This is a genomic window from Pseudomonas sp. AA-38 (genome assembly GCF_029457475.1).
In the GTDB taxonomy this organism is placed as follows: domain Bacteria; phylum Pseudomonadota; class Gammaproteobacteria; order Pseudomonadales; family Pseudomonadaceae; genus Aquipseudomonas.
The window spans coordinates 2,956,833-2,981,753 of sequence record NZ_CP120359.1; the positions used below are offsets into that span (position 1 = coordinate 2,956,833).

21 protein-coding genes are annotated in these 24,921 nt (G+C 63.6%); 12 read left to right on the top strand and 9 right to left on the bottom strand.

All coding sequences use genetic code 11. The features are described 5' to 3' along the window. Nucleotides 1-31: 31 nt before the first annotated feature. Entirely contained in the window at nucleotides 32-1,162 is a 1,131-nt protein-coding gene (pdxB, locus tag PVE35_RS13515; protein WP_277372094.1) for a 4-phosphoerythronate dehydrogenase PdxB, read from the bottom strand. Nucleotides 1,163-1,287: 125 nt separating this feature from the next. Here pdxB and PVE35_RS13520 point away from each other — a divergent pair, with 125 nt between their 5' ends. Together PVE35_RS13520 and PVE35_RS13525 are read left to right on the top strand one after the other, a co-directional pair. After that, nucleotides 1,288-2,661, top strand: a complete 1,374-nt coding sequence (locus PVE35_RS13520) for an MATE family efflux transporter (RefSeq protein WP_268183390.1) — start codon at nucleotides 1,288-1,290, stop codon at nucleotides 2,659-2,661. Between the two features lie 8 nt (nucleotides 2,662-2,669). Further along, a complete protein-coding gene (locus PVE35_RS13525) occupies nucleotides 2,670-3,764 on the top strand; it encodes a DUF3080 domain-containing protein (RefSeq protein ID WP_277372095.1) in 1,095 nt (364 codons plus the stop codon). A 101-nt stretch (nucleotides 3,765-3,865) separates the two neighbouring features. Here PVE35_RS13525 and tusA read toward each other — a convergent pair whose 3' ends face one another. Together tusA and rlmM are read right to left on the bottom strand one after the other, a co-directional pair. Beyond that, nucleotides 3,866-4,105 carry a sulfurtransferase TusA gene (gene tusA / locus PVE35_RS13530; RefSeq protein ID WP_268184265.1) on the bottom strand — a complete coding sequence of 80 codons (240 nt, stop codon included), beginning with the start codon at nucleotides 4,103-4,105 and terminating at the stop codon, nucleotides 3,866-3,868. Between the two features lie 314 nt (nucleotides 4,106-4,419). Beyond that, nucleotides 4,420-5,475 (bottom strand): 23S rRNA (cytidine(2498)-2'-O)-methyltransferase RlmM, encoded by a 1,056-nt coding sequence (gene rlmM / locus PVE35_RS13535; RefSeq protein WP_277372096.1) that lies wholly within the window; start codon nucleotides 5,473-5,475, stop codon nucleotides 4,420-4,422. Between the two features lie 190 nt (nucleotides 5,476-5,665). Here rlmM and acnA point away from each other — a divergent pair, with 190 nt between their 5' ends. The 4 genes from acnA to PVE35_RS13555 all read left to right on the top strand — a co-directional run bounded on the left by acnA (nucleotide 5,666) and on the right by PVE35_RS13555 (nucleotide 11,598). Beyond that, nucleotides 5,666-8,407: an aconitate hydratase AcnA gene (gene acnA / locus PVE35_RS13540; RefSeq protein WP_277372097.1), complete on the top strand. Its 2,742-nt coding sequence runs from the start codon at nucleotides 5,666-5,668 to the stop codon at nucleotides 8,405-8,407. 185 nt (nucleotides 8,408-8,592) lie between these two features. Then, nucleotides 8,593-10,158 (top strand): PAS domain-containing methyl-accepting chemotaxis protein, encoded by a 1,566-nt coding sequence (locus tag PVE35_RS13545; RefSeq protein ID WP_268183382.1) that lies wholly within the window; start codon nucleotides 8,593-8,595, stop codon nucleotides 10,156-10,158. Nucleotides 10,159-10,446: 288 nt separating this feature from the next. Continuing rightward, nucleotides 10,447-10,983, top strand: a complete 537-nt coding sequence (locus tag PVE35_RS13550; protein WP_277372098.1) for a hypothetical protein — start codon at nucleotides 10,447-10,449, stop codon at nucleotides 10,981-10,983. 42 nt (nucleotides 10,984-11,025) lie between these two features. After that, nucleotides 11,026-11,598, top strand: a complete 573-nt coding sequence (locus PVE35_RS13555; RefSeq protein WP_277372099.1) for a hypothetical protein — start codon at nucleotides 11,026-11,028, stop codon at nucleotides 11,596-11,598. Nucleotides 11,599-11,903: 305 nt separating this feature from the next. Here PVE35_RS13555 and PVE35_RS13560 read toward each other — a convergent pair whose 3' ends face one another. Further along, the gene (locus PVE35_RS13560) at nucleotides 11,904-12,884 is read right to left on the bottom strand and encodes an IS5 family transposase (RefSeq protein WP_277372100.1); all 981 of its coding nucleotides are present in this window, start codon (nucleotides 12,882-12,884) and stop codon (nucleotides 11,904-11,906) included. Nucleotides 12,885-13,188: 304 nt separating this feature from the next. On the opposite strand from PVE35_RS13560, the gene PVE35_RS13565 reads away from it, so the two are divergent. From PVE35_RS13565 to PVE35_RS13590, 6 genes are all read left to right on the top strand, one after another. Then, nucleotides 13,189-13,980 (top strand): alpha/beta hydrolase, encoded by a 792-nt coding sequence (locus PVE35_RS13565; RefSeq protein ID WP_277372101.1) that lies wholly within the window; start codon nucleotides 13,189-13,191, stop codon nucleotides 13,978-13,980. Between the two features lie 147 nt (nucleotides 13,981-14,127). After that, nucleotides 14,128-15,450 carry a 30S ribosomal protein S12 methylthiotransferase RimO gene (gene rimO / locus PVE35_RS13570; RefSeq protein ID WP_268183375.1) on the top strand — a complete coding sequence of 441 codons (1,323 nt, stop codon included), beginning with the start codon at nucleotides 14,128-14,130 and terminating at the stop codon, nucleotides 15,448-15,450. 101 nt (nucleotides 15,451-15,551) lie between these two features. Beyond that, nucleotides 15,552-16,262: an rRNA pseudouridine synthase gene (locus PVE35_RS13575; RefSeq protein ID WP_277372102.1), complete on the top strand. Its 711-nt coding sequence runs from the start codon at nucleotides 15,552-15,554 to the stop codon at nucleotides 16,260-16,262. Nucleotides 16,263-16,308: 46 nt separating this feature from the next. Beyond that, the gene (locus tag PVE35_RS13580) at nucleotides 16,309-16,500 is read left to right on the top strand and encodes a hypothetical protein (RefSeq protein ID WP_268183371.1); all 192 of its coding nucleotides are present in this window, start codon (nucleotides 16,309-16,311) and stop codon (nucleotides 16,498-16,500) included. Further along, nucleotides 16,497-17,198, top strand: a complete 702-nt coding sequence (gene tsaA, locus PVE35_RS13585; protein WP_268183369.1) for a tRNA (N6-threonylcarbamoyladenosine(37)-N6)-methyltransferase TrmO — start codon at nucleotides 16,497-16,499, stop codon at nucleotides 17,196-17,198. The genes PVE35_RS13580 and tsaA overlap by 4 nt, the downstream gene beginning before the upstream one ends. 149 nt (nucleotides 17,199-17,347) lie before the next feature. Then, nucleotides 17,348-18,121, top strand: a complete 774-nt coding sequence (locus tag PVE35_RS13590; protein WP_277372103.1) for an SDR family oxidoreductase — start codon at nucleotides 17,348-17,350, stop codon at nucleotides 18,119-18,121. A gap of 3 nt (nucleotides 18,122-18,124) precedes the next feature. Here PVE35_RS13590 and PVE35_RS13595 read toward each other — a convergent pair whose 3' ends face one another. The 5 genes from PVE35_RS13595 to PVE35_RS13615 form a co-directional block, all read right to left on the bottom strand. Further along, nucleotides 18,125-20,077: a methyl-accepting chemotaxis protein gene (locus tag PVE35_RS13595; protein ID WP_268183365.1), complete on the bottom strand. Its 1,953-nt coding sequence runs from the start codon at nucleotides 20,075-20,077 to the stop codon at nucleotides 18,125-18,127. A 284-nt stretch (nucleotides 20,078-20,361) separates the two neighbouring features. Beyond that, nucleotides 20,362-21,822: a sodium-dependent transporter gene (locus PVE35_RS13600; protein ID WP_268183364.1), complete on the bottom strand. Its 1,461-nt coding sequence runs from the start codon at nucleotides 21,820-21,822 to the stop codon at nucleotides 20,362-20,364. A 91-nt stretch (nucleotides 21,823-21,913) separates the two neighbouring features. After that, a complete protein-coding gene (gene maiA, locus PVE35_RS13605) occupies nucleotides 21,914-22,564 on the bottom strand; it encodes a maleylacetoacetate isomerase (RefSeq protein ID WP_277372104.1) in 651 nt (216 codons plus the stop codon). Nucleotides 22,565-22,651: 87 nt separating this feature from the next. After that, nucleotides 22,652-23,635 carry a fumarylacetoacetate hydrolase family protein gene (locus PVE35_RS13610; protein ID WP_277372105.1) on the bottom strand — a complete coding sequence of 328 codons (984 nt, stop codon included), beginning with the start codon at nucleotides 23,633-23,635 and terminating at the stop codon, nucleotides 22,652-22,654. Nucleotides 23,636-23,778: 143 nt separating this feature from the next. Further along, a complete protein-coding gene (locus tag PVE35_RS13615; RefSeq protein WP_277372106.1) occupies nucleotides 23,779-24,918 on the bottom strand; it encodes a homogentisate 1,2-dioxygenase in 1,140 nt (379 codons plus the stop codon). Nucleotides 24,919-24,921 lie beyond the last annotated feature (3 nt).

Sequence of the window (24,921 nt, forward strand, 5' to 3'; positions counted from 1 at the left end):
GATGCAGCGAGCGGCTCGACAAACAGCCGCCCTACAGTGCGGTGGCGCCCAAAGCTCGCACCAGGCCGACCAGTTGCCCTGCATCCCCCTGAACCCGCACCCGCAAACCATCGATCTCACGCCGCATCGGGTAATGCTTGCGCAGCCTGTCGAAGGCCGCCCGCCGCGCTTCGGCACCACCCACCAGGCTGCGGCGAAAATCCGCGTCGTCACGGCGCGGGTCGTACACCGCGCGGCACAGGCTGGCCAGCACCCAGGTCGGATCGGCGCTGCCATTTAGGGTGACCTCGCTCAGCCAGGGTGCCGGCGACAGATCGGCCAGACACACCTGATCGGGTACGCCGAGCATCCTGCAGCAAGCCTGGTAGATCTGCGCCGTGCCACGCAGCTTGCCGTCCAGGCTGTAACCGGCGATATGCGGCGTGGCCAACTGGCACAGCGCGGCCAGCTCGACATCGGCCTGCGGCTCGCCTTCCCAGACATCCAGCACGACCTTGAGGTCGGCACGCTGTGGCAGTAGCTCGCGCAGCGCGACGTTGTCCACCACCGCGCCACGGCTGGCGTTGATCAGCCAGGCGCCAGGTTTAAGTGCAGCCAGGCGCGCCGTATCGAACAGATGCCGCGTCGAGGCATCCAGCGGCGTGTGCAGGCTGATCACATCGCACTCGGCGATGATGGTTTCCAGGCTGACGAAATCACCGCCCTCGTCGGCCTGGCGCGGCGGGTCGCACACCCGCACCTGCCAGCCCAGCCCCTGCAGCAGCTCGACCAACCGCCCACCGACCTGCCCGGCGCCCACCACGCCATAGACCCGCGAGGCCGGATCGACGCCTTCGCGCTCGGCCAGGGTCAGCACGCTGCTCAGCACGTAATCCACCACGCCACGGGCGTTGCAGCCCGGCGCACTGCTCCAGGCGATGCCAGCCTGGGCGAAGTACTCGAGATCCAGATGATCGGTGCCGATGGTGCAGGTACCGACGAAGCGCACCTGACTGCTGGCCAGCAGCGCCCGATCGACGCGGGTGACCGAACGCACCAGCAACAGATCGGCGTCACACACGTCCTGCGCGGTGATGGCGCGACCCGGCAGACGGCGGATGTCGCCGAAGCCGGCAAAGAACTCATCGAGCAGGGGAATGTTTTCGTCGGCGACTATCTGCATGGGGCGGCTCCAGGGCTGAGCCGGCATTGTATGCCAGGGCAGCAGGCACATGGCAGCGGCACTTTCCTGACCAATGCGTCAAGGCGTAGACTACGCGGTTTTCCGCCTCCTCTCGAAGACACGAAATGCCCAGCGAAAACCGCCTGGGGCGCGTGCGCACGGAACTGCGCAGCCTGCTCGTCCTGGCCACCCCCATCATCATCGCCCAGTTGGCCCATACCGCCATGGGTTTCGTCGACACTCTCATGGCCGGGCGCGTCAGCCCGGAGGATCTGGCCGCCGTGGCGCTGGGCAACTCGATCTGGGTGCCGGTGTTCCTGCTGATGACCGGCATCCTTCTGGCCACCACGCCCAAGGTGGCGCAGCGCTTCGGCGCCGGTGAGGAGGCAGCCATCGGCCCGCTGGTACGCCAGGCACTGTGGCTGGCTCTGGCCGTGGGCGTCAGCGCTGCAGCCTTGCTGTGGAACGGCGAATTCATCCTGCGCGTCATGGATGTCGACCCGCTGCTGATCGCCCCGACCATGGGCTATCTACGTGCGGTGGCCTGCGGCTTTCCGGCGGTGGCGCTGTACCACGTGTTGCGCTGCTACAGCGATGGCCTGGGCCACACCCGGCCAAGCATGGTGCTGGGCATTCTCGGCCTGCTGCTGAACATCCCGGCCAACTATATCTTCATCTACGGCAAGTTCGGCCTGCCGGCCATGGGCGGCGTCGGCTGCGGCTGGGCCACGGCGCTGGTGATGATTTTCATGCTACTCGGCCTGATGACCTGGGTGAAATGGGCGCCCTACTACCGCGCCAGTGAGCTGTTCGCCCATTTCGACTGGCCAAAGTGGAACGTAATCCAGCGTCTGCTGGCCATCGGAGTCCCCATTGGCGTGGCGGTGTTCGCCGAGTCGAGCATCTTTGCGGTGATCGCCCTGCTCATCGGCGGCCTCGGCGCCACCGTGGTGGCGGGCCACCAGATCGCGCTGAATTTCAGCTCCATGGTGTTCATGATCCCCTACTCCCTGGCCATGGCCGCCACCGTGCGCGTGGGCCAGGCGCTGGGCCGTGGCCAGCCGCGCGAGGCGCGCTTCGCCGCCGGGGTGAGCATGGGCGCGGCCCTGGCCTACGCCTGCCTGTCAGCCAGCCTGATATTCCTCCTGCGCGAACAGATCGCGCAGATCTACACCCCGGACAAGGCAGTGATCGCGGTGGCCGCGACGCTGATCGTCTACTCGGCGCTGTTCCAGTTCTCCGACGCCATCCAGGTCACGGCCGCTGGCGCCCTGCGCGGCTACCAGGACACGCGCATCACCATGCTGCTGACCCTGTTCGCCTACTGGGGCATCGGTCTGCCGGTGGGCTATGCGCTGGGTTTGTCCGACTGGCTGGGCGAGCCCAGTGGCCCGAGCGGCCTGTGGCAAGGCTTGGTGGTGGGCCTGACCGGCGCAGCCCTGATGCTCAGCATCCGCCTGGCGCGCAGCGCACGCAAACGCATCCGCCGCGCGCGCTGAGCGCAGGGATGGAGGACAGCGCCAGCGGCGCCTACACTGCCGTGATGACACGCCTTCTCCTGCTGCTCTGCCTCCTTCTGCTGAATGCCTGCACGCCGGGCGACGACGGCCTGGCGCTGCAACGCGACTACCTGCAACGCCTCGATACCGCGCTGCAGGGCGACGGCTTCAGCGCCTTCGAGCCGCGCAGCCTGAGCCAGTACCGCCTGCCGCCACGGCGCCAACGCCTGCTCGAGTTACCGGAAATACGTATCGGCTTGCTCGATCTGCTGATCGACGCCCACCACTGCCCGCACCTGCAGCAATTGATCAGCCAGCGCAACAGCAGCCTCGGCAAGCAACTGGTGCCCAGCCAGCGCCTGGGCTACGAAGGCGACCTGCTGCGCGCCATCGACGCCTGTCTGCCGGCCCTGCCGGCAGATGCCACGCTCAAGACCACCCTGCAGCAGTTGGCTACTGAGAAACGCCAGCAACTGCCCGCCGTGTTCTGGAACGCGCTCAACGGCAGCCCGGAGTTCGAGCACTATCTGCGTTTCGCCGACCAGGCCCTGCCCGCGAACCTGAACGAGGACAGCGCCGCCCTCGACGCTCTGCAGCAACTGGCAAGCATCGGCGCTGGCCTGCCCGAACGGTTGCCGCCCAACGCCACGAAGCTGGAACCGCTGTTCTTCGCCCTCTACGCCAGCGAACAGGGCGGACAACTGATCACCAGCCTGGCCAGCCTGCGCCATAGCCTGGATAGCGGCAGCGACCTGCTGGAGCAGCGCCAGGCGCAACGGCCGGTCTGCCCCCAGGGGCGGCCGACACCACGTGGGCGCATCCTGCAGAACATCTTCGTCAAGTTCTATGCCGGCGGCCTGCAGCCCTACCTGGCTCTGGTGGATCAGCGCGGTCAGCACTGGCAGGCGGCGCTGCTGCAATTGCAGGCCATAGAAGGCATCCCGCCCGCCACCGACGACTCTCTGCAGCGCCTGGCCGGCGCGCAGGATTCGTTATGGCAGGCGTTCCGCGCAGCCACGGCGCGCCACGTCAAGGCCTGGCAGACACTGCTCAATAGCTGTGGGCTGGCACCTGGGCAAGCGGGATGGAGTCGCGGGGTTTAAAGCGTAGGGTGCGCCGCGCGCACCAACGGCCACAGACCAGGAAAGATCGAGCAAGACACAGCAATGGTGCGCACGGCGCACCCTACATGCGGAGATCCAGGCTAATCGGCCTTCTTGCGAATCCAGTACAGGTAGCTGCCATCTTCCTCGGCCTGGCCAAGCAGCTCGTGACCGAGAAACACGCAGAACTTGGGAATGTCGCGGCGGGTGGAGGGGTCGGTGGCGATCACCTTGAGCAGGCCACCGGGGGCCAGGTCGCGCACCTTGTTGTGCAGCATCATCACCGGCTCGGGGCAGTTCAGGCCGCTGGCATCGAGCAGGTCATCATGGTTGAAGGTCAGGACATCGGACATAAGAGGCTCCACGAACGGACGCGCATTGTCGCGCAAAGCGGCCTCGCCGGTCACCTTGCACGCACAACCTTGGATGGGCAGCGCGGCCCAGGCATCTACGGCAAGCTGCCTGCGCTCCAGCGGGCCAGGACGGTGCGCACGCCAGCGTCGGGCGGAGCCCGGCGCGAAGCGGGAGCCCGGGCCGGACATTGTCCGCGCCCGGCCTATCAGGCCGTTGAAAAACGTAGGCGACGACTGCATGGATGCAGGAGGTAGAGCGACGCAGGAAGCCAAAGCCGAGGTAGTTTTTCAACAGCCTGCTATCACTTACCGAGCCGACGCAAATGGCAGGTCACTTCCTCGCGGTCGTGATAGAGCTGCTTGCACCCGATGCTGACCTTCAGACCGCGCTCGGCCAGCCCCGCCTCGATGCGATCGAGCAGGCGCCTGACCTCGGCGTATCGCTGCTTCATCGGCAGCTTGAGGTTGACCACCGCCTCGCGGCACAACCCCTCCCCCAGCCAGGTTTCGATCAGCGCGGCAGTGCGCGCCGGCTTCTCGACGATATCGCAGACCATCCAGTGCACCGGATGGCGCGGGCGGAAAGTGAAGCCATCGGCGCGCTGATGCACCACGAAGCCGGAATACATCAGGCTTTCCGCCATGGGCCCGTTGTCCACGGCGGTCACACGGATTTCCCGATTGACCAGTTGCCAGGTCCAGCCACCTGGGGCGGCGCCCAGATCCACGGCGGTCATGCCCGGCGCCAGGCGCTGATCCCACTGCTCACGCGGAATGAAATGGTGCCAGGCCTCCTCCAGCTTGAGGGTCGAGCGGCTGGGTGCCTCGCGCGGGAACTTCAGACGGGGAATGCCCATCGGCCACATCGCGCCGTTACCGGCCTCGGCGATGCCGGCGAACACCTCGCGGCCACTCTTGAAGGTCAGCAGCAGGCGCGGCTTCTGCGCATCCTCCACCAGCTTGCCGGCCTTGATCAGTGCCTTGCGCAGCGGCGCCTCGAACTTCTTGCAGAAGGTCGACAGCTCCTTGCCTTCGTTGCTGTCGAGCACCTCCAGCCACAGGCTGCCACACACCGGATAGTCGGCCAGGGCTTCGAGCAAAACACTGATGCGGTCGCTTTCCGGCAGGCTGACGAAGGCACCGCGCGCCCACTGACGCGGGAAGATCAGGCGATGGAAACGGGTCTGACGCATCAAGCGCTCGGCGCCATCGGCCTCGCTGCAGACGAACTCGGCGCAGGCGCTGCCGGGTTTGCTCTTGGGATAGCCGGCAACCTCCAGTTGCGCGGCGAGGTCGGCCATCTCGGCGCACACCTCGCCCTCGAAACCGGGGCGGCAATGCAGAAACAGGGTATTCATCGAACGGACTCCTTGGGCCGCTCATGATACCCGAGGCGGGAACCTAGAGCCTGCTAACCTGTCCAGTGACTATGTGCCAGCACGCTCGTGACGATGCTGACGCACAGTGAAAGGATAAGGTTGTCAGGCTCGCATGAGCCTTACAGCCACCGACCACGGCCCTTACCGTGTGGGCCTAAGGAGACGTGCAATGCCCTCCCTCGATAGCCTGAACTGCCGCCGCGAACTGAAGATCGGCGACACCACCTACCACTATTTCAGCCTGCCCGAAGCCGCCCAGCGCCTCGGCAACATCGACCGCCTGCCCAAGTCGCTCAAGGTGCTGCTGGAAAACCTGCTGCGCAACGAAGACGGCGAAACCGTGACCGGCCAGGATCTGCAGGCCATGGTCGACTGGCTGGAAAAGCGCGCCTCCGACCGCGAGATCCAGTACCGCCCGGCGCGCGTGCTGATGCAGGACTTCACCGGCGTGCCGGCGGTGGTCGACCTGGCCGCCATGCGCGACGCCATGGCCAAGGCCGGTGGCGACCCGCAGCGCATCAACCCGCTGTCGCCGGTGGATCTGGTCATCGACCACTCGGTGATGGTCGACCGCTACGCCTCCTCCAGTGCCTTCCACGACAACGTCGAACTGGAAATGCAGCGCAACGGCGAGCGCTACGCCTTCCTGCGCTGGGGCCAGCACGCCTTCGACAACTTCAGCGTGGTACCGCCAGGCACCGGCATCTGCCACCAGGTCAACCTCGAATACCTGGCGCGCACCGTGTGGACCAAGGAGGAAGACGGCATCACCCTCGCCTTCCCCGACACTCTGGTCGGCACCGACTCGCACACCACCATGATCAACGGCCTCGGCGTACTCGGCTGGGGCGTCGGCGGCATCGAGGCGGAAGCGGCCATGCTCGGCCAGCCGGTGTCGATGCTGATTCCCGAAGTCATTGGCTTCAAGCTCAGCGGCAAGCTCAAGGAAGGCATCACCGCCACCGACCTGGTGCTCACCGTCACCCAGATGCTGCGCAAGAAGGGCGTGGTGGGCAAATTCGTCGAGTTCTACGGTGACGGCCTGGCCGACCTGCCGCTGGCCGACCGCGCCACCATCGCCAACATGGCGCCGGAATACGGTGCCACCTGCGGCTTCTTCCCGGTGGACGAGATCACCCTCGGCTACCTGCGCCTGTCCGGCCGCCCGGAAGCCACCGTGCAACTGGTCGAGGCCTACAGCAAGGCCCAGGGCCTGTGGCGCGAAGCCGGCGCCGAGCCGCTGTTCAGCGACAGCCTGAGCCTGGACCTGGGCAGCGTCGAAGCCAGCCTGGCCGGGCCGAAACGCCCGCAGGATCGCGTCTCGCTGGGTCAGGTTCACCAGGCCTTCGACGACTTCGTCGGCCTGCAGCTCAAACCGGCGGCCAAAGAAGAAGGCCGCATGCTAAGTGAAGGCGGTGGCGGCACCGCCGTGGGTGGCGACAAACAGAGCGGCGGCATCGACTACGAAGACGAAGGCCACACCCATCGCCTGCAAGATGGTGCCGTGGTGATCGCCGCCATCACCTCCTGCACCAACACCTCCAACCCCAGCGTGATGATGGCCGCCGGCCTGCTGGCCAAGAAGGCGGTGGAAAAAGGCCTGCAACGCCAGCCCTGGGTCAAGAGCTCACTGGCACCCGGCTCCAAGGTGGTCACCGAATACTTCGACGCCGCCGGCCTGACGCCCTATCTGGAAAAGCTCGGCTTCGACCTGGTGGGCTACGGCTGCACCACCTGCATCGGCAACTCCGGGCCACTGCGCGAACCCATCGAGAAGGCCATCGCCAAGGCCGACCTGACCGTCGCCTCGGTGCTCTCCGGCAACCGCAACTTCGAGGGCCGCGTGCACCCGCTGGTGAAAACCAACTGGCTGGCATCGCCGCCCCTGGTGGTGGCCTATGCCCTGGCCGGCAGCGTGCGCCTCGACCTGACCCACGACCCTCTCGGCACCGGCAAGGATGGCCAGCCGGTCTACCTCAAGGACATCTGGCCGACCCAGGCCGAGATCGCCGAGGCCATCGCCAAGGTCGACACCGCCATGTTCCGCAAGGAATATGCCGAGGTCTTCGCCGGCGACGAGAAATGGCAGGCCATCGCCGTGCCCAAGGCCGATACCTATGCCTGGCAGGGCGACTCCACCTACATCCAGCATCCGCCGTTCTTCGAGAACATCGCCGGCGACCCGCCGCGCATCACCGATATCCGCCAGGCGCGCATCCTCGCCCTGCTCGGCGACTCGGTAACCACCGACCACATCTCGCCAGCCGGCAATATCAAGGCCGACAGCCCGGCCGGGCGTTACCTCAGCGAGCATGGTGTGGACAAGGCCGACTTCAACTCCTACGGTTCACGCCGCGGCAACCATGAAGTGATGATGCGCGGCACCTTCGCCAATATCCGCATCCGCAACGAGATGCTCGGCGGCGAGGAAGGCGGCAACACCCTGCACGTACCGAGCGGCGAGAAACTGGCGATTTATGACGCCGCCATGCGCTACCAGGCCGAAGGCACGCCGTTGGTGATCATCGCCGGCAAGGAATACGGCACCGGCTCCAGCCGCGACTGGGCGGCCAAGGGCACCAACCTGCTGGGGGTCAAGGCGGTGATCGCCGAAAGCTTCGAGCGCATCCACCGCTCCAACCTAGTGGGCATGGGCGTGCTGCCACTGCAGTTCAAGCCCGGCACCGACCGCAACAGCCTGAAACTGACCGGCAAGGAAGTGCTGGCCATCGAGGGGCTGGAAGGCGTGGAACTGCGCCCGCAGATGCCACTGACCCTGATCGTCACCCGCGAAGATGGCCAACAGGAGAAGGTCGAAGTGCTGTGCCGCATCGACACCCTCAACGAAGTTCAATACTTCAAGGCCGGCGGCATCCTGCATTACGTGCTGCGGCAGATGATCGGCAACTGACGCACCCGCCCTGCCACCTCGCGTGGCAGGGCTCTGCCCTCTCCGTCGCAGCCAGACTGGCTGCGGTCGCGACAAAAATGTGACGTCATCGAAAACCGATTACACTCGGTAAAAATGGATCCTGCCCTCAACTTCGCCGCTCGCCGGCCGACTCAGAGAGGCATAACGATGACGGACACTTGCCCATGCGTAACAATCAGCCGGTCACCCAGCGCGAAAAGACCTTTCCCGCCCAGCAACGCCTGATCTCCACCACCGACCTCAAAGGCCAGATCACCTATTGCAACGACGCCTTCGTCGAGATCAGCGGCTTCTCCCGTGACGAGCTGCAGCGTGCACCGCACAACATCGTGCGCCACCCGGACGTGCCGCCTGCCGTGTTCGACCATATGTGGACAACCCTCAAGAGCGGTCGCCCGTGGATGGGCATCGTCAAGAATCGCTGCAAGAGCGGCGACCATTACTGGGTCAATGCCTACGTCACCCCCATCACCGAAGGGGACAAGGTAGTCGGCTACGAGTCCGTGCGAGTCAAGCCGAGCGCCGAGCAGGTACGCCGAGCCGAAACGCTGTACGCCCGGATCAACGCCGGCAAATCGGCCATTCCGGCCAGCAATCAGTGGCTGCCCATCGTCCAGGCCTGGATGCCCTTCATCCTAGTCAGCCAGATCGGCTTCCTCATCGGCCACTGGATGGGCAGCAACTGGGGCTTCATTCTCGCCGCCTGCCTGTCCGTGCCACTGGGCCTGGCCGGCATCGCCTGGCAGACCCGAGGCATCAAGCGCCTGTTGCGCATCGCCGAGCAGACCACCTCCGACCCGCTGATCGCGCGGATGTACACCGACAGCCGGGGTGCCGAAGCGCGTTTGGAAATGGCCATGCTCAGCCAGGATGCACGGCTGAAAACCTGCCTCACCCGCCTGCAGGACACCGCCGAACAGCTCAACCAGCAAGCCAGTGAGGCCGACAGGTTGGCGCACAACAGCTCTGCAGGCCTGGAACGTCAGCGCCACGAAACCGAGCAGGTCGCCACCGCCGTCAACGAAATGGCCGCCACCACCCTGGAAGTGGCCAGTAACGTCGCCCGCGCCGCCATCGCCACCCAGGAAGCCAACCGCCTGACCGGCGAAGGCCGCACCATCGCCGAGCAGGCCCGCGAAGCCATCCAGCGCCTGTCGCAATCGGTGGGCGACACCGGCGAAACCGTCACCCGCCTGGCCCAGGACAGCAACGAGATCGGCAGCGTGGTCGATGTGATCAAAGGTATCGCCGACCAGACCAACCTGCTCGCCCTCAACGCTGCCATCGAAGCCGCCCGCGCCGGTGAGATGGGCCGTGGCTTCGCCGTGGTAGCCGACGAAGTACGCTCGCTGGCCCAGCGCACCGCCGAATCCACCGGCCAGATTCACGGCCTGATCGCCAAGTTGCAACGCACCGCCGAAGAAGCGGTGATGACCATGGAAATTGGCCGCAAGCAGGCTGAGGAAGGCGTGGAACGCGTACTGAAGGCCGACCAGGCCCTGGCCGGCATCAGCGACGCCGTGGCCAATATCACCGACATGGCCAACCAGATCGCCGCCGCCGCCGAAGAGCAGAGCGCCGTGGCCGATGAGATCAACCAGAACATCACCACCATTGCCCAGCTAGCCGACCAGACCGCCGGCGAAGCGCAAAGCACCGCCGAACTCAGCCAGGCCCTGACTGGCACGGCGCAGGGGCAGTATGCGCTGGTGGAGCGGTTCAATCGCTGAAACAAGAGGCGCAGCGACTAACCGCTGTGCCTTCCCCGCTCCCCGCCCTGCTTTGTAGGAGCGAGCTTGCTCGCGATCTCCCCTACTCCCTTCCGAACCGTCCCGGCCTTCGCGTAATTGCCACTTGCCAGCAGTTATCTGACATGGTTATAACCTGCAAAACACTCCATCGCCTCGCTGACTCCCGCGAACTAGAGAAAGTTTCCGAGAATGGCCAGGAAGGTTATCCACCAAAATTGCCCGCAGGTTATACACCATTCGGTGTCTATTTATAGTTAGAGCGCGACCATGAGAGACGTTGAGGGGATTGAAAAAGTTGTTGCCCGTCTCAAGCCGCATATGGCTGAGATAGAAGCGCACTTCCAAGCAGAGAATGCACGATTCATCGAGCTAATGAGTCGACCCCACGACGTAGTTGGGCGCCTTCTTAAGTGCCACCTTGTTGTCGAGCATTACCTAGACCGCTTCTTATCGGAACATTTCGGCATTGAAGATGTTGAGAGCGCTAAACTAGGATTTTTCAACAAAGCGATGCTACTTCCCACCAAGGCAACCAGCGCAGCCTTTGTAAAGCCAGGCATTATTAAATTAAACACGCTGCGCAATCGCGTAGGCCACAATCTTGGCTCCGATATCACCTTCGGAGACCTGGGGCAAATAAGTGATGTCCTTGCTATCGCACGTGCAGGCGCGAATTTTGGTGAGCCTATCGAGGCCGTTGAAGCGTTCACCACTGTCGCGTGCACTTGGCTGATAGTCCCTCCCAAAGAGCACCAGAAACTTTTCGTTGACGCATTCTCCGAGGTAAGGGTCAATGCGCTCTAATACTTCACTCCAGCGGACGTTAGGTTACAAGGAAGATCGTAGATGCTCGACAGCCTAATATCTCTTATCACATCAAGCCCAAGCGCACTAATCGGTGCACTAATGGGCGTCTTTGTCGCAATGATCCCAATACTTAAAGACTCTGCCGAGAGTAATTGGAAGAAACGCTTCAGAGAACAAGTGCGAAATGGCATATTGAATGGAAATTTGAAACCTGAGGATATGCAGCACCTCCATGAAAGGTGGTCACAAGACAGGCAATCAGTTTTATTTAGCTTGCGCATTATGCTAGCCGAAGCCATTTCCGCCGAAGATGAAAAATTAAAAGACAAAGTCAACGAGATAAGAAACCTTATTTCCAGTCACAGCGAGAGAGAACCATTCTCAGAATTACCAGAAAATATTAGCCTGCAGCTAAACAGCATTAGAAAAGACAACCCAGAAATCAGTGAACCTGTAACACAATTAGCAGCTTCACTTAACGAACTTTACTCATCAAACAAGGCAGAGCTTTCAAAACAGAAAAAATTTAGCTTCTGGGGGTTTGTTGTCGGCATAATTGGAGTGCTAATCAGTATTGCAAGCTTATACATTGCACTCCCTACAACAACCTAACTAGTGTATATGGACTCTCCCCACAAGTAGTGAGCAATCGCTTTTCAACCCTGTCGTCAGCAAGTAGCCTGGGTAGAGCACAGCGAAACCCGGGGATGATTCAATGGGGTTCGCGTTGCTCTACCCATCCTACGGTGCTGAGTTTCGCCAGTTCCCTAGGGAAGGTCTGAAATAGGCCGCTATTTCTGGCCGACTTCGGCCACTGCCGATTTTGAAAGAGTCCATCTGATCGAAAATGCTCAGATAACCCGCTTGTTTCTCCGTTTCTGACCTCCGCAATCAACCTGCGGAGGCCATTTTCCACATTACAGACGCACCTCTCCTGCACCCACCAACAAATATCGGCGTGCCATCCACAGGTTCGACAGAGCGAATAACGTCACCATCTGGACGGTGTTCTTCGCCAAGCCACGAAACCGCACCTTGGTGTAACCAAACTGGCGTTTGATCACCCGGAACGGGTGCTCAACCTTCGAGCGGGTCTGCGCTTTGGCTTTCTCGAGGCTGCGGTATGCCTTGTACAGTGCACTTTTCTTGCCGTGCTTTTCGTACGTGCTGCGCCGAGCCGCGATCTGCCAGATGACCTGGCGCCCCTCATGCTCCTCGCGCTTCTCGACGCCCGTATAACCGGCGTCAGCCGCCACCATGTTCTCTTCGCCATGCAGCAGCTTGTCCACCTGGGTGACGTCCGCAACATTGGCGGCTGTGACATGGACGTGGTGCACCAACCCCGACTCCACATCGACCCCGATATGTGCCTTGGCACCGAAGTAGTACTGGTTGCCTTTCTTGGTCTGGTGCATGTCGGGATCGCGTTTGCCTTCCTTGTTCTTGGTCGAACTGGGTGCATGAATCAGCGTGGCATCGACGATGGTGCCTTGACGCAAGGACAGGCCACGGTCGCCCAGGTAGCCATTGATGACACCGAGAATGCCGACAGCCAGGTCATGCTTCTCCAGCAGTCGACGGAAATTGAGGATGGTCGTTTCGTCCGGGATACGCTCCAGGCTCAAGCCTGCGAATTGGCGCAGAATGGTCGTTTCATACAGGGCCTCTTCCATTGCAGGATCGCTGTAGCCGAACCAGTTCTGCATCAGGTGTACCCGCAGCATAGCCATCAACGGGTAGGCCGGCCGACCGCCTTCACCTTTGGGATAATGCGGCTCGATCAGTGCCACCAACCCCTTCCAGGGCACAACCTGATCCATCTCGATCAGGAACAGCTCCTTGCGGGTCTGCTTACGTTTACCGGCGTATTCGGCGTCGGCGAAAGTCATTTGCTTCATTGAGAAACTCGGGCAACGGGATTGGCCTATTTCACCAGAAACGGGAGGTCTTCTTCAGACTTTCCCTAGCGTTAATCGCCCCCGCCCCACCATCCTTAAAGTCAGTTTTCCAGTCTGGCGAAAGTGCTATAGAACAACGCCTGCCTGCAGGTCATGAACCCAGGCTTATCCGTGGCTCCAGCCGGAAACCCTGACGATGACCGAAGACACAGCCCCACGAATCCTTCACTTCACCTCTGGCGATGAAACCTGCACGGCCAGCTTTCATCGCCCACAAGGGGACGGGCCGTTTCCGATCATCGTCATGGCACACGGCCTGGGCGGCACCCGCGACATGCGCCTGCCCGCCTATGCCGAACGCTTCGCGGCTGCCGGCTATGCCTGCCTGGTGTTCGATTACCGCCACTTTGGTGACAGCGCGGGCACGCCTCGGCAACTAATCGACATTGGCCAGCAACTGGAGGACTGGAAAGCAGCCATTGCCTACGCTCGCAGCCTGGACGACACGGACGCCGACAGGGTCATCCTCTGGGGAACCTCGTTCAGCGGCGGCCATGTGCTGCGCGTCGCGGCCAATGATGCCGGGATAGCCGCCGTCATTTCTCAGGGCCCGTTCAGTGACGGCCTCTCGTCGAGCCTTGCGATCAGCCCGATAACCTCCGTGAAACTTACCGCCTTGGCCCTGCAAGATCGGCTTGGCGCACTGTTCGGGGCCAAGCCAAGGATGGTCAAGATCGCCGGGCGCCCAGGGGAAACGGCACTGATGACCGCGCCCGATGCCTTCGACGGCTACCATGGCCTCGTGCCCGAAGGCGGTACGGTCAACAACTTCGCGGCCGCACGCTTCGCCCTGGATATCATTCGTTATTACCCGGGCCGAGCCACGAAAAGAATCCAGGCTCCTGTGCTGTTTCAGGTATGCAACCAGGACAGCGTCGCCCCGGCCAGGGCCACCCTGAAGCATGCCCAGCACACGCCGCGCAAGGAAATCCGGCGCTATGACTACGGCCATTTCGATATCTACCTCGGCAGTGCGTTCGAGCACATAATCGAGGATCAGCTCGAGTTTCTGCGGCGCGTCGTTCCGCTGGGGTGAGCACTCACCTGGGATGGGCCCTGCTCTGACCGAGCAGGCTCTCGGTAAAAGCACCAACAACCTCTGGAAAAGCCACGAAGGCGCCGCTAGAATTGCGCACTTTTTGATCAGAGGCGCCAGCCAGGCGCCCGCTAGAGGTTAGCCCGCATGTCCAGCGCCACCCCGAAAGTCGGTTTCGTCTCCCTCGGTTGCCCGAAGGCAACGGTCGACTCCGAACGCATCCTGACCCAACTGCGCATGGAAGGTTACGAGATCGTGCCGACCTACCAGGATGCCGACGTGGTGGTGGTCAATACCTGTGGTTTCATCGACAGCGCCAAGGCCGAGTCGCTGGACGCCATCGGTGAAGCCCTGGCCGAGAACGGCAAGGTGATCGTCACCGGCTGTATGGGCGTGGCCGAAGACAGCATCCGCGATGTGCACCCCAGCGTGCTGGCCGTCACCGGCCCGCAGCAGTACGAGCAGGTGGTCAGTGCAGTGCACGAAGTCATCCCGCCGAAGGCCGAACACAACCCGCTGATCGATCTGGTGCCGCCGCAGGGTATCAAGCTCACCCCGCGCCACTATGCTTACCTGAAGATTTCCGAAGGCTGCAACCATAGCTGCAGCTTCTGCATCATTCCGTCCATGCGCGGCAAGCTGGTCAGCCGCCCGGTGGGCGACGTGCTCAGCGAGGCCGAGCGCCTGGTCAAGGCCGGCGTCAAAGAGCTGCTGGTGATCAGCCAGGACACCAGCGCCTATGGCGTGGACATGAAGTACAAGCTGGACTTCTGGAACGGCCAGCCGGTGAAGACGCGCATGCTCGAGCTGTGCGAGGCGCTGTCGTCCATGGGTGTATGGGTACGCCTGCACTATGTCTACCCCTACCCCAACGTCGATGACGTGATCCCGCTGATGGCCGCCGGCAAGCTGCTGCCCTACCTGGACATCCCCTTCCAGCACGCCAGCCCGAAAGTGCTCAAGTCGATGAAGCGTCCGGCTTTCGAGGACAAGACCCTGGCGCGCATCAAGAAGTGGCGCGAGATCTGCCCCGAGCTGACCATTCGCTCCACCTTCATCGTCGGCTTCCCGGGCGAGACCGAAGAGGACTTCCAGTACCTGCTGGACTGGCTGACCGAGGCGCAGCTCGATCGCGTCGGCTGCTTCCAGTACTCCCCGGTAGAAGGCGCGCCGGCCAACGATCTGGGTCTGGAGCCCGTGCCAGACGAAATCAAGCAGCAGCGCTGGGAGCGCTTCATGGCGCACCAGCAGGCCATCAGCTCGGCGCGCCTGCAGGCCAAGATCGGCCTGGAGATGGACGTGCTGGTCGACGAAGTGGATGACGAAGGCGCCGTGGCGCGTTCCTGGGCCGATGCCCCGGAGATCGACGGCAGCGTGTTCATCGACTCCACCGCCGTGAAAGCGGGTGACAAGGTGCGTGTGCGCATCGTCGATGCCGACGAGTACGATATGTGGGGCGAACTGGTCTAAGCCCGCCCCCACATCAAGAGCCCCGCAGCGTGCGGGGCTTTTTCTTTACGGCCCCCCAACGCCTTGCCGGTACAATGACTTTCTTTTTATCGAGCGCCACCATGAGCGAACCCACCCGCCTGTCCAAACGCGTCATCGAACTCTTCGGCTGTTCACGGCGCGAGGCTGATCTGTACATCACCGGAGGCTGGGTCACGGTGGACGGTCAGGTGGTCGAGGCGCCGCAATTCAAGGTCGAGGATCAGTGCGTCGAGCTGCATCCCGATGCCACGCTTGAACCGGTAGAGACGGTGACGCTGCTGGTGCACTGCCCTGCGGGTACCAGTGCCGCGCAATTGCAGCATCTGCTGGTGCGCGAGAACCACTGGGAAGAAGACCCGCATGCCCAGCGCATCCTGCACGGCCACTTCCTGCGCCAGGAACAGAGCCTGCCGTTGCAGAGCGGCGCCAGCGGCCTGGTGGTGCTCAGCCAGGACTGGCGGGCCCAGCGCAAGCTACGCGAGGATGGCGCCAAGCTGGAGCAGGAATATCTGGTGGATGTCAGCGGCGAAGTGCCGGCCAGCACCTTTGAACGGCTGAAGAAGGGCCTGATCCACAAGGGCACGCAGTTCCCGCCCTGCAAGGCCAGTTGGCAGAGCGAGCAGCGCCTGCGCTTTGCCCTGAAGAACCCGGCACCCGACCTGCTGCAGCAGATCTGCAAGGCGCTGGGCCTGCAAATCAAGGCGATCAAGCGTATCCGCATCGGCGGCGTGCCCATGGCCAAGCTACCGGCCGGGCAGTGGCGCTATCTGGGAGAGAAGGAACGCTTCTGAGACACCCGTGTTAGGGTTCAATGCTCACGTACAGGAGAACGTCACCATGCGCACTTTGCTTCTGACCGCCCTGCTCGCCCTGAGCCTGCCCAGCCTTGCCGGGTCGGCGCCCTTCTATCTGTGGCAGAGCAAGAGCGACGGCCACCTGACCTGCGCCCAGGTCAGCCCCGGCGAAGGCTGGATCCGTTTCACCGGCCCCTTCCGCGATGCCGGCTGCAAGATGCTCGTGCCACGATGAAGCACAGCGTCAGTGCGGTGGGCATCGTCCGCTCCTGCTTCAAGGAAAAGTTCGCCATTCCCCGCCAGCCGCACCTGGCACCCGCTGCCCGAGGCGTGCTGGAGCTGTTGCCGCCCTTCGACCAGGGCGACGCCGTGCAGGGGCTGGAACAGGTCAGCCATGTCTGGCTGCTGTTTCTCTTTCACCAGGCCCTGGAAGACAAGCCACGCCTGAAGGTGCGCCCACCGCGCCTGGGCGGTAACCAGTCGGTGGGGGTGTTCAGCACTCGCGCCACCCACCGCCCCAACGGCATCGGCCAGTCGGTGGTGCGCCTGGACAAGGTAGAGCCTGGCCGCCTGCACCTGTCCGGCATCGACCTGCTCGACGGCACGCCGGTGCTGGATATCAAGCCTTACGTGCCCTATGCCGATGCCGTGGCCGAGGCTCGTAACGACATGGCCGGCGCCCCACCGCCACTGATCGCGGTGGAGTGGCAGGCCGAGGCGCTGGAAGCTGCCCATGGCCATGGCCAGCGCCTGGACGAACCGCTGGTGGCACTGATCGAGCAATGCCTGGCGCAGGATCCGCGCCCGGCCTATCAACAGCCGCAGCCAGAGCGCCGCTACGGTGCACGTTTCTGGGATCTGGACGTGCACTGGCACTACCCCGAGCCGGAGCGCATTCGCGTGCTGGATGTGCAAGTGGCAAGTCGCGGCTGAAGCCCTCCCACAGGGCGCCGATTACGCGGGAGGGGCTTTAGCCGCGACAAGGCAAAACGCATGAGGCGTCATTTCGCCCGGCAATGATGCCTGCTTTCTCGGCAGCCAGGCTCTAGGGTGAAGGTCTCAATCGCTCATGAGGCCTTTCCATGCATCCTTACTTCTCCCTTGCCGGGCGCACGGCCCTGGTCACCGGCGGCACCCGCGGTATCGGCCTGATGATCGCCAAGGCCTTCGTCGAGGCTGGCGCCCATGTCTATGTCTGCGCCCGCGACGGCGAAGCCTGCGCGCAGACCGCCGCCGAGCTCTCTGCGCTCGGCCGCTGTACCGGCCTGGCTGCCAATCTGGCCAGCGAGGAAGGCGTGCACGCCCTGGCCAGAGAACTGGGCGAGCGCATCGAGCGCCTGGATATCCTGGTCAACAACGCCGGTACCACCTGGGGCGCACCGCTGGAAAGCTACCCGGCCAAGGGCTTCGAGAAAGTCATGCAGCTCAACGTCACCTCGGTGTTCGGCTGCATCCAGCAACTGCTGCCGCTGCTGCGCAAGGCTGGCTCGGCAGAGCGACCGGCGCGAGTGATCAATATCGGTTCGGTGGCGGGCATCAGCGCCATGGGCGAGCACGCCTATGCCTATGGCCCGAGCAAGGCGGCCCTGCATCAGTTGTCGCGCATGCTGGCCAAGGAGCTGGTGAGCGAGCACATCAACGTCAATGTGATCGCGCCGGGGCGCTTTCCCAGCAAGATGACCCGCTTCATCGCCGAGGACGAAGCGGCCCTGGCCGCCGATATGGCGCTGATCCCGATGCAGCGCTGGGGCCGCGAAGAGGAAATGGCCGCACTGGCGCTGAGCCTGGCAGGCAGCGCCGGTGCCTACATGACCGGCGCGATCATCCCCATCGACGGCGGCTTCCACCTGGGCTGAAGATCAGGTGCGGAATTGCCGCACCAGTCCCTGCAACTCCACCCCCAGGCGCGCCAGCTCAGCACTGGAAACGGCGGTCTGCTCGGTGGCCGTCGCACTCTGCTCGCCGATGTCGCGCACGCGGGTCACGCTCTCGTTGATGGTTTCGGCTACCGCGCTCTGCTCCTCGGCAGCGGCGGCAATCTGCTGGTTCATCTGTTCGATGGTGCTGACCGACTGGGTGATGCGCGCCAGTGCCTCACCGGCCTGGCCGGCCAGGGCCACGGTACGCTGGGTCAGGCTACGGCTGCTCTCCATCTGCTGCACGGCGCCCTTGGCCATGCGCTGCAGGCTGCCGATCAGGGTTTCGATTTCCTCGGTGCTGTCCTGGGCACGCTTGGCCAGGGCTCGCACCTCGTCGGCGACTACGGCGAAACCGCGCCCCTGTTCACCGGCACGCGCCGCCTCGATGGCGGCGTTGAGTGCCAGCAGATTGGTCTGCTCGGCCACACCGCGAATCACCTCGAGTACGCTGCTGATGCGGCTGCTCTCCTGATCCAGGGCGGCAATGGCCTCGGCTGATTGCTCCACCTCGGTCGCCAGGCTGTGCACCTGATCCACCGCCTGCTGCACTACCTCGTTGCCCTGCTGCGCTTCGCGGTCGGCCTCCTTCGCTGCATGCGAGGCCATCTCGGCGTTATGCGCCACCTCCTGCACGGTCGCTGCCATCTGATGCATGGCGGTGGCGGTCTGCTCGGTTTCCAGCTTCTGCGTCTGCACCCCAGCGCTGGTCTGCGCGGTGATGGAAGAGAGTTGCTCGGCAGCGGCGGCGATCTGCCCGACACCACCCCCGATGCGCCCGACCAGGGTACGCAAGCTGCTGGTCATGCCCTGCATGGCAGCGAGCAATTGGCCTAGCTCGTCGCGCCGGTTCTGCGGGATATCCTGGCTGAGGTCGCCCGCGGCGATGCGCTCGGCGAAACCCACGGTCTGGCGCAGCGGCACGACGATCAAACGGGTGATCAGCAAGGCCGCACACAGGCCCAGCACCACGGCAGCGATGCCCATGCCACCGAGCATCAACTGGGCTTGGCGACTGTCGCCCTGCATGCTCTCCTCGGCGCTGGCCTGTGCAGCCTCGGCCAGGCCGATGACCGAACGGGCACGCTCGATCATGGCGTCTTCGGTGGCCTTGTTCTGCGCCCGCAATTGCTGGTAGTAGAGGAAAGAGCGCTGATAGGTGGTCAGCGCCTGCAAGGCCGCTTCGATCGACGCCTTCTGCTCGTCGTCGAGCCAGACCATCAGGCTACGCGCCACGTTCTGCAGGTCTTCGCTGAGGTAGTTCCACTCCTCCAGCGCCTCGGCCGAGCCGTCGATGATGTACAGGCTTTCCTGGCTGCGCAGATCGAGCATGCGCTTGCTCAGGCCGGAGGCGGTTTCGGCCAGGGTCAGGGGGTCGCTGCCACGCAGGTTGTCGCCCTGCAGGCGCAACTCGCGCACGGCATCGTACATGCCCAGTTCGATGGTCTCGAACTGATCGCGGGCCTCGCCCGCCGCACTGCGCATGTCGGCACGCGCCGCTCGGGCCTTGCCCTGCAGATCGACATAGCTGTCGAACTGCTGCATGTACTCGTCGACCGCCTGCTGCATGGTCTGCACGCGTGTACCGTCCAGGGTCTTCGACTGTATCAGGTGCTCCAGCGAGTCCTTCACCACGCTCAGGCTCTTGCGCACGCGCTCGGCATTCTCGGCAGTCGGCTCGATGGCGAAATTGCGCTCCAACCGGCGCGCCTCGAGCACCTCGATGTTCACTTCGGCCAATTGCCCGACCTGATGATGCCCTTGCAGCACGGCCTGCACAGCGAGAAAACCGATACCCGTCATGGCAGCGGTAAGCAGCAGTACCAGGCCAAAGCCACAGATCAGTTTCTTGCCAACGGAAAGATTGGCCAACAGGCGAACGGCAGGCTCTAACATAAAAAACTCCAAGACTCTTTTTATTCTGGTGAGGCCTCGTCGAGGAGGCCAAAGGTTTGCCAAAGCAAGCCTTGCGCCAGACATGAGGGATGCCCGTCATTTGGATATCGGCAGCAACTCAGCACGCATGAGTCGACGATGGCCTCGCACCTGCCCAGCACTGCCCACCGGCAACAATTCGCTCATGGCCCACCAGCACCTGGCGGTTTTCCGCCGTCAAGATAGTTACGGGGCGCAAAAAAAGCGCAGCCGAAGCTGCGCTCTGTGTTCTCACCTTCTGCCACTCAGCGGCTGGCCAGATTGCTCAGTACTCGAGGGCTGGTCAGCTCACCGGCAATTGCCAGCAGGCCGATGGCGCCGGCGATCCAGTACCACTGCGCCACGGGGTCGAACAGCAGCCAGCCCAGGGCGTGCAGGAACACCACCAGAATCAGCACCGGGCTGACGTAGCGCACCATGAACAACCACAAGGCATAGCCAGCCGGTGGCAGGTTCAGCTCGTCACGCATGATCTCGCTGCGCAGCGCATAGCCGGCCAGCACCACCATGAAAATGCCACCCAGCGGCATCATCCAGCGCGAGGTCAGGTAATCCAGCCAGTCGAAGAAATTCTTGCCCAGCGGCGTCCAGCCCGCCATCAGGTTGAACGAGAGCATCGCCAGCAGGCTGATCACCAGCAGCACCGCGCCTGCACCGATGGCCGCGCGTAGACGGCTGATACCGTGCTTCTCGTTCAGGTAGGCCACGGTGGCTTCGATCATCGAGATCGCCGAAGTGAGCGCGGCGATCGACACCATGGCGAAGAACAGCACGCCGAACACCGTGCCGAAGGGCATCTGCTGGAAGGCCAGCGGCAGGCTCATGAAGATCAGCCCCGGCCCGGCACTGGGGCTCATGCCGTTGGCGAAGATGATCGGGAAGATCGCCAGGCCGGCCAGCAACGCCACCAGGGTGTCACAGATGGCCACCATGAAGGTGGTACGGGCGATGGACTGGCCATCGGGAATGTAGGAGCCATAGGTGAGGATGGCACCGGAAGCCAGGCTGAGGGTGAAGAAGGCATGGCCCAACGCCGCCAGCAGCGCCTCGCCGGTGATCTTCGAGGCGTCGAAGTGAAAGAGGAAGGCGAAACCGGCATCGAAGCTGCCACTGCTCAGGGCATAACCGACCAGCGCCACGAGCATCAGCGCCAACCCCGGCATCATCCAGCGCACAGCGTTCTCGATGCCCTTCTGCACACCCTTGGCCACGATCCACAGGGTCAGCAGCGCCACCAACACGCTCCAGCCACCCAGTTGCCAGGGGTTGGCGTTGTGCGCCTCGAACACCCCGCCAAGCGCCTCGACGCTGGTGGCTGTCAGCGAACCGTCGAGCATCTTCCAGGTGTAAGCGAAGGCCCAGCCGGCGACGACCACGTAGAAGCACAGGATCATGAAACCGGCGAGCATGGCCATGCCGCCCACTGCCTTCCACGCCGGGTTGCCGCCGTTCTCGCGAACCACGCGGCCGATGGCGTCGATGGGGCTGCCGCGACCACGGCGGCCGACGGCGATCTCGGTCATCATCACCGGAATGCCGATGGCCAGGATGCACGCCAGGTACATCAGCACGAAGGCGCCGCCACCGTACTCGCCAGTGATATAGGGGAATTTCCAGATATTGCCCAGGCCGACGGCCGAGCCGGTTGCAGCGAGGATGAAGCCCCAGCGCGAGAGCCAGAGGTTCTTGGGTTTTTCACGGGTCATGCGTCACCTGCTTGTTTTTATCTGTGACGGAATCGAACCCGCCGCGCTCGTGGCGCAGCGGAATGCAAGGCTTGGATAAAAGCCGGGGGTGTCACTGGGCGTCGGCTTGCACCTCCGGCGCGGCCAGTCGGAAGGCCTCCAGGGGTTCACAGCGCGCAGCCATGGCGACGATGCGTGGGTACGCGGCAAGGTCACAGTTAAAACGCCGCGCATTATACAGTTGCGGAATCAAGCAGGCTTCCAGATATCCAGGTCGCTGACCGAGCGACAGGCGCCCGTCGAATGCGGCCAGGCCCTCCTCCACCGCTGCCAGACCGAGCGTGACCCAGTGCCGGTACCAGGCGTTCTTCGCCTCGTCGGAGGCGCCCAGTTCGCTGGCCAGGTACTGCAGCACGCGCAGATTGTTCAGCGGATGCACATCGCAGGCGATATGCAGTGCCAGCGCCCGCACCTGGGCACGCTCGGCCGGGTCGGCCGGCAATAGCGCCGGCACCGGGAAGATTTCTTCCAGGTATTCGAGGATCGCCAGCGACTGGGGGATGCGCACGCCGCCGTTTTCTTCGTCCACCAGCAGCGGCAGCAACTGCTGCGGGTTCAGCGCACGGTAGTCGGCGCCGTGCTGCTGCCCACCATCCTTGATCAGATGCACCGGCACCTGCTGGTAAGCCAGGCCCTTGAGGTTCAGGGCGATACGCACCCGGTAGGCGGCGCTGGAGCGCCAGTAGCCATAGAGTTTCAGCATGAGGCTGTGCCTCCAGCGGCAAGCTGCAAGCGACAAGCCTCAAGCAAAAGCCTGCGCGCACACCGCTTGCAGCTTGTGGCTTGCAGCTTATGGCTCATAGCGTTCCACCACCTGATCGATGGCACCGAACAGGCTCTGGCCAGCCGCGTCGAACATCTCGATACGCACCCGGTCGCCGAACTTGAGGAATGGCGTCTTCGCCTCGCCCTGCTCGACGATCTCCAGCATGCGCTTCTCCGCCAGACAGGAGGAGCCGGCGCTGCGGTCATAGTTGGAAACGGTGCCCGAACCGATGATGCTGCCAGCGCCCAGCGGCCGGGTCTTGGCGGCGTGGGCCACCAGGGTCGGGAAATTGAAGGTCATGTCCACGCCGGCATCCGGCTGGCCGAACAGCGCGCCGTTGATATGCGACACCAGTGGCCGGTGCACCTTGCCATCCTTCCAGCTCTCGCCCAGCTCGTCCGGGGTGATGGCCAGCGGCGAGAAGCTCGACGATGGCTTGCTCTGGTAGAAGCCGAAACCCTTGGCCAGTTCGCCGGGGATCAGGTTGCGCAGCGACACGTCGTTGACCAGCATCAGCAGGCGGATATGCCCGGCCGCTTCCGCTGGTGTGGCGCCCATGGGCACGTCGTCGGTGATCACCGCCAGCTCTGCCTCCAGGTCGATGCCCCAGGCCTCGTCGGCCAGGCGGATCGGTGCGTGCGGCGGGATAAAGGCATCGGCGCCGCCCTGGTACATCAGCGGGTCATGCCAGAAGGATTCCGGCATCTCGGCGCCGCGCGCCTTGCGCACCAGCTCGACGTGGTTGACGTAAGCGCTGCCGTCAGCCCAGTGATAGGCCCGCGGCAAGGGGCTGTGGCAGGCCGTCTGATCGAAGGCAAAGGCGTCATCGAGCAGACCATCGTTGAGGCGCTGATAGACCGCTTCCAGTTTCGGCCGGGCTACGGCCCAGTCGTCCAGCGCGGCCTGCAGGGTGGCGGCGATCTGCGGCACGCGCACGGCGCGGGTGAGATCGCGGGAAACGACGATCAGCACGCCATCGCGGCCTTGGTTCAGTGATGCGAGTTTCATGGTTCCTACCTATTCGTCTGTTCGCGTGCGGGCTGTTCTCCCCTCTCCCACTTGTGGGAGAGGGGCCGGAGGAGAGGGTGTGCTGTCAGCCCCCTCTCCCTAACCCTCTCCCCGAGGGGAGAGGGGACGATTGGTACCCGCTCTTAAGCTTGTGTACCCGGCGCGCGCCAGGAGTTGACGTACTCGGCCACGTCCACCGCGCCTGCGGCGTCGCTCACTTCCAGGGCGCGGCGGGTGTCGATCATCACCGCCACCTCATCGATGAAGGTGGCCGGATCCTCCTGGCTCTTCTTCAGCGCCTTGGGGTGCGGCCCATGGGGGAAGCCGCACGGGTGCAGGGTGACCATGCCCTGCTCGATGTTGTCGCGGCTGAAGAAGTTGCCGCGGTGGTAGAACAGCACTTCGTCGTAGTCATCGTTGTTGTGGAAGAACGGCACCTTGAGCGCGCCGGGGTCGGATTCCACCGGGCGCGGGGTGAAGGTGCAAACCACGAAGCCATTGGCGACGAAGGTGGTATGCACCGACGGCGGCAAGTGGTAGCGATGACTGATCAGCGGACGGATATCGCGCCAGTTCAGACGCACCACGGTGTTGTCGCCATGCCAGCCGACCACATCCAGCGGGTTGTACGGGTAGGTCACGGTGCTGATCTGGCCGCGCCGCTTGATCCTGATCTGCCAGGTGTTCTCGTCCTGCTGCGCCTTGAAGGCATCATCGATATGCGGGTGTTCCAGCACCGCCAGATCGAAGATCGCCTGCGGGCCGAGCAGACCCTTGTCCGGCAACTGGTAGGCGCCGTCGGTGTTCTCGATCAGCAGGAAGTAGCTCGGTGTGCTGGCCTCGATGCGCCAGGCGGTGCCGCGGGGGATCAGCAGGTAATCGCCGTCGCGGTATTCCAGATGGCCGAAATCGCAATGGAAATGCCCGCTGCCTTCATGCACGAACAGCAGCTCGTCGCCATCGGCATTGCGCACCAGATGGCGCATGGCGCCATGGGTGCGCCAGACGCGCAGCTTGACGTCGGCATTGTGCAGCGTCAGCGGCGCCGCCAGCGGGCAGTCGCGCTCGCTGGGGATGTCGTTGAAGTTGAAGGCATGCGGGCGCAGCGGGCCTTGCCAGTCGACCCAGCCGGTCGGCGGATGCTTGTGGTGCAGGTGCGCGGTGGGACCGAAGAATCCTTCGCGGCCCATTTCACGCTCGAAGGTGCCCTGCGGCAGGTCGCAATGGGCCTGGCGCGAGCATTCGCCCTCGCGCAGGGGAAAGCGGATCCATTGACGGCTCATGGC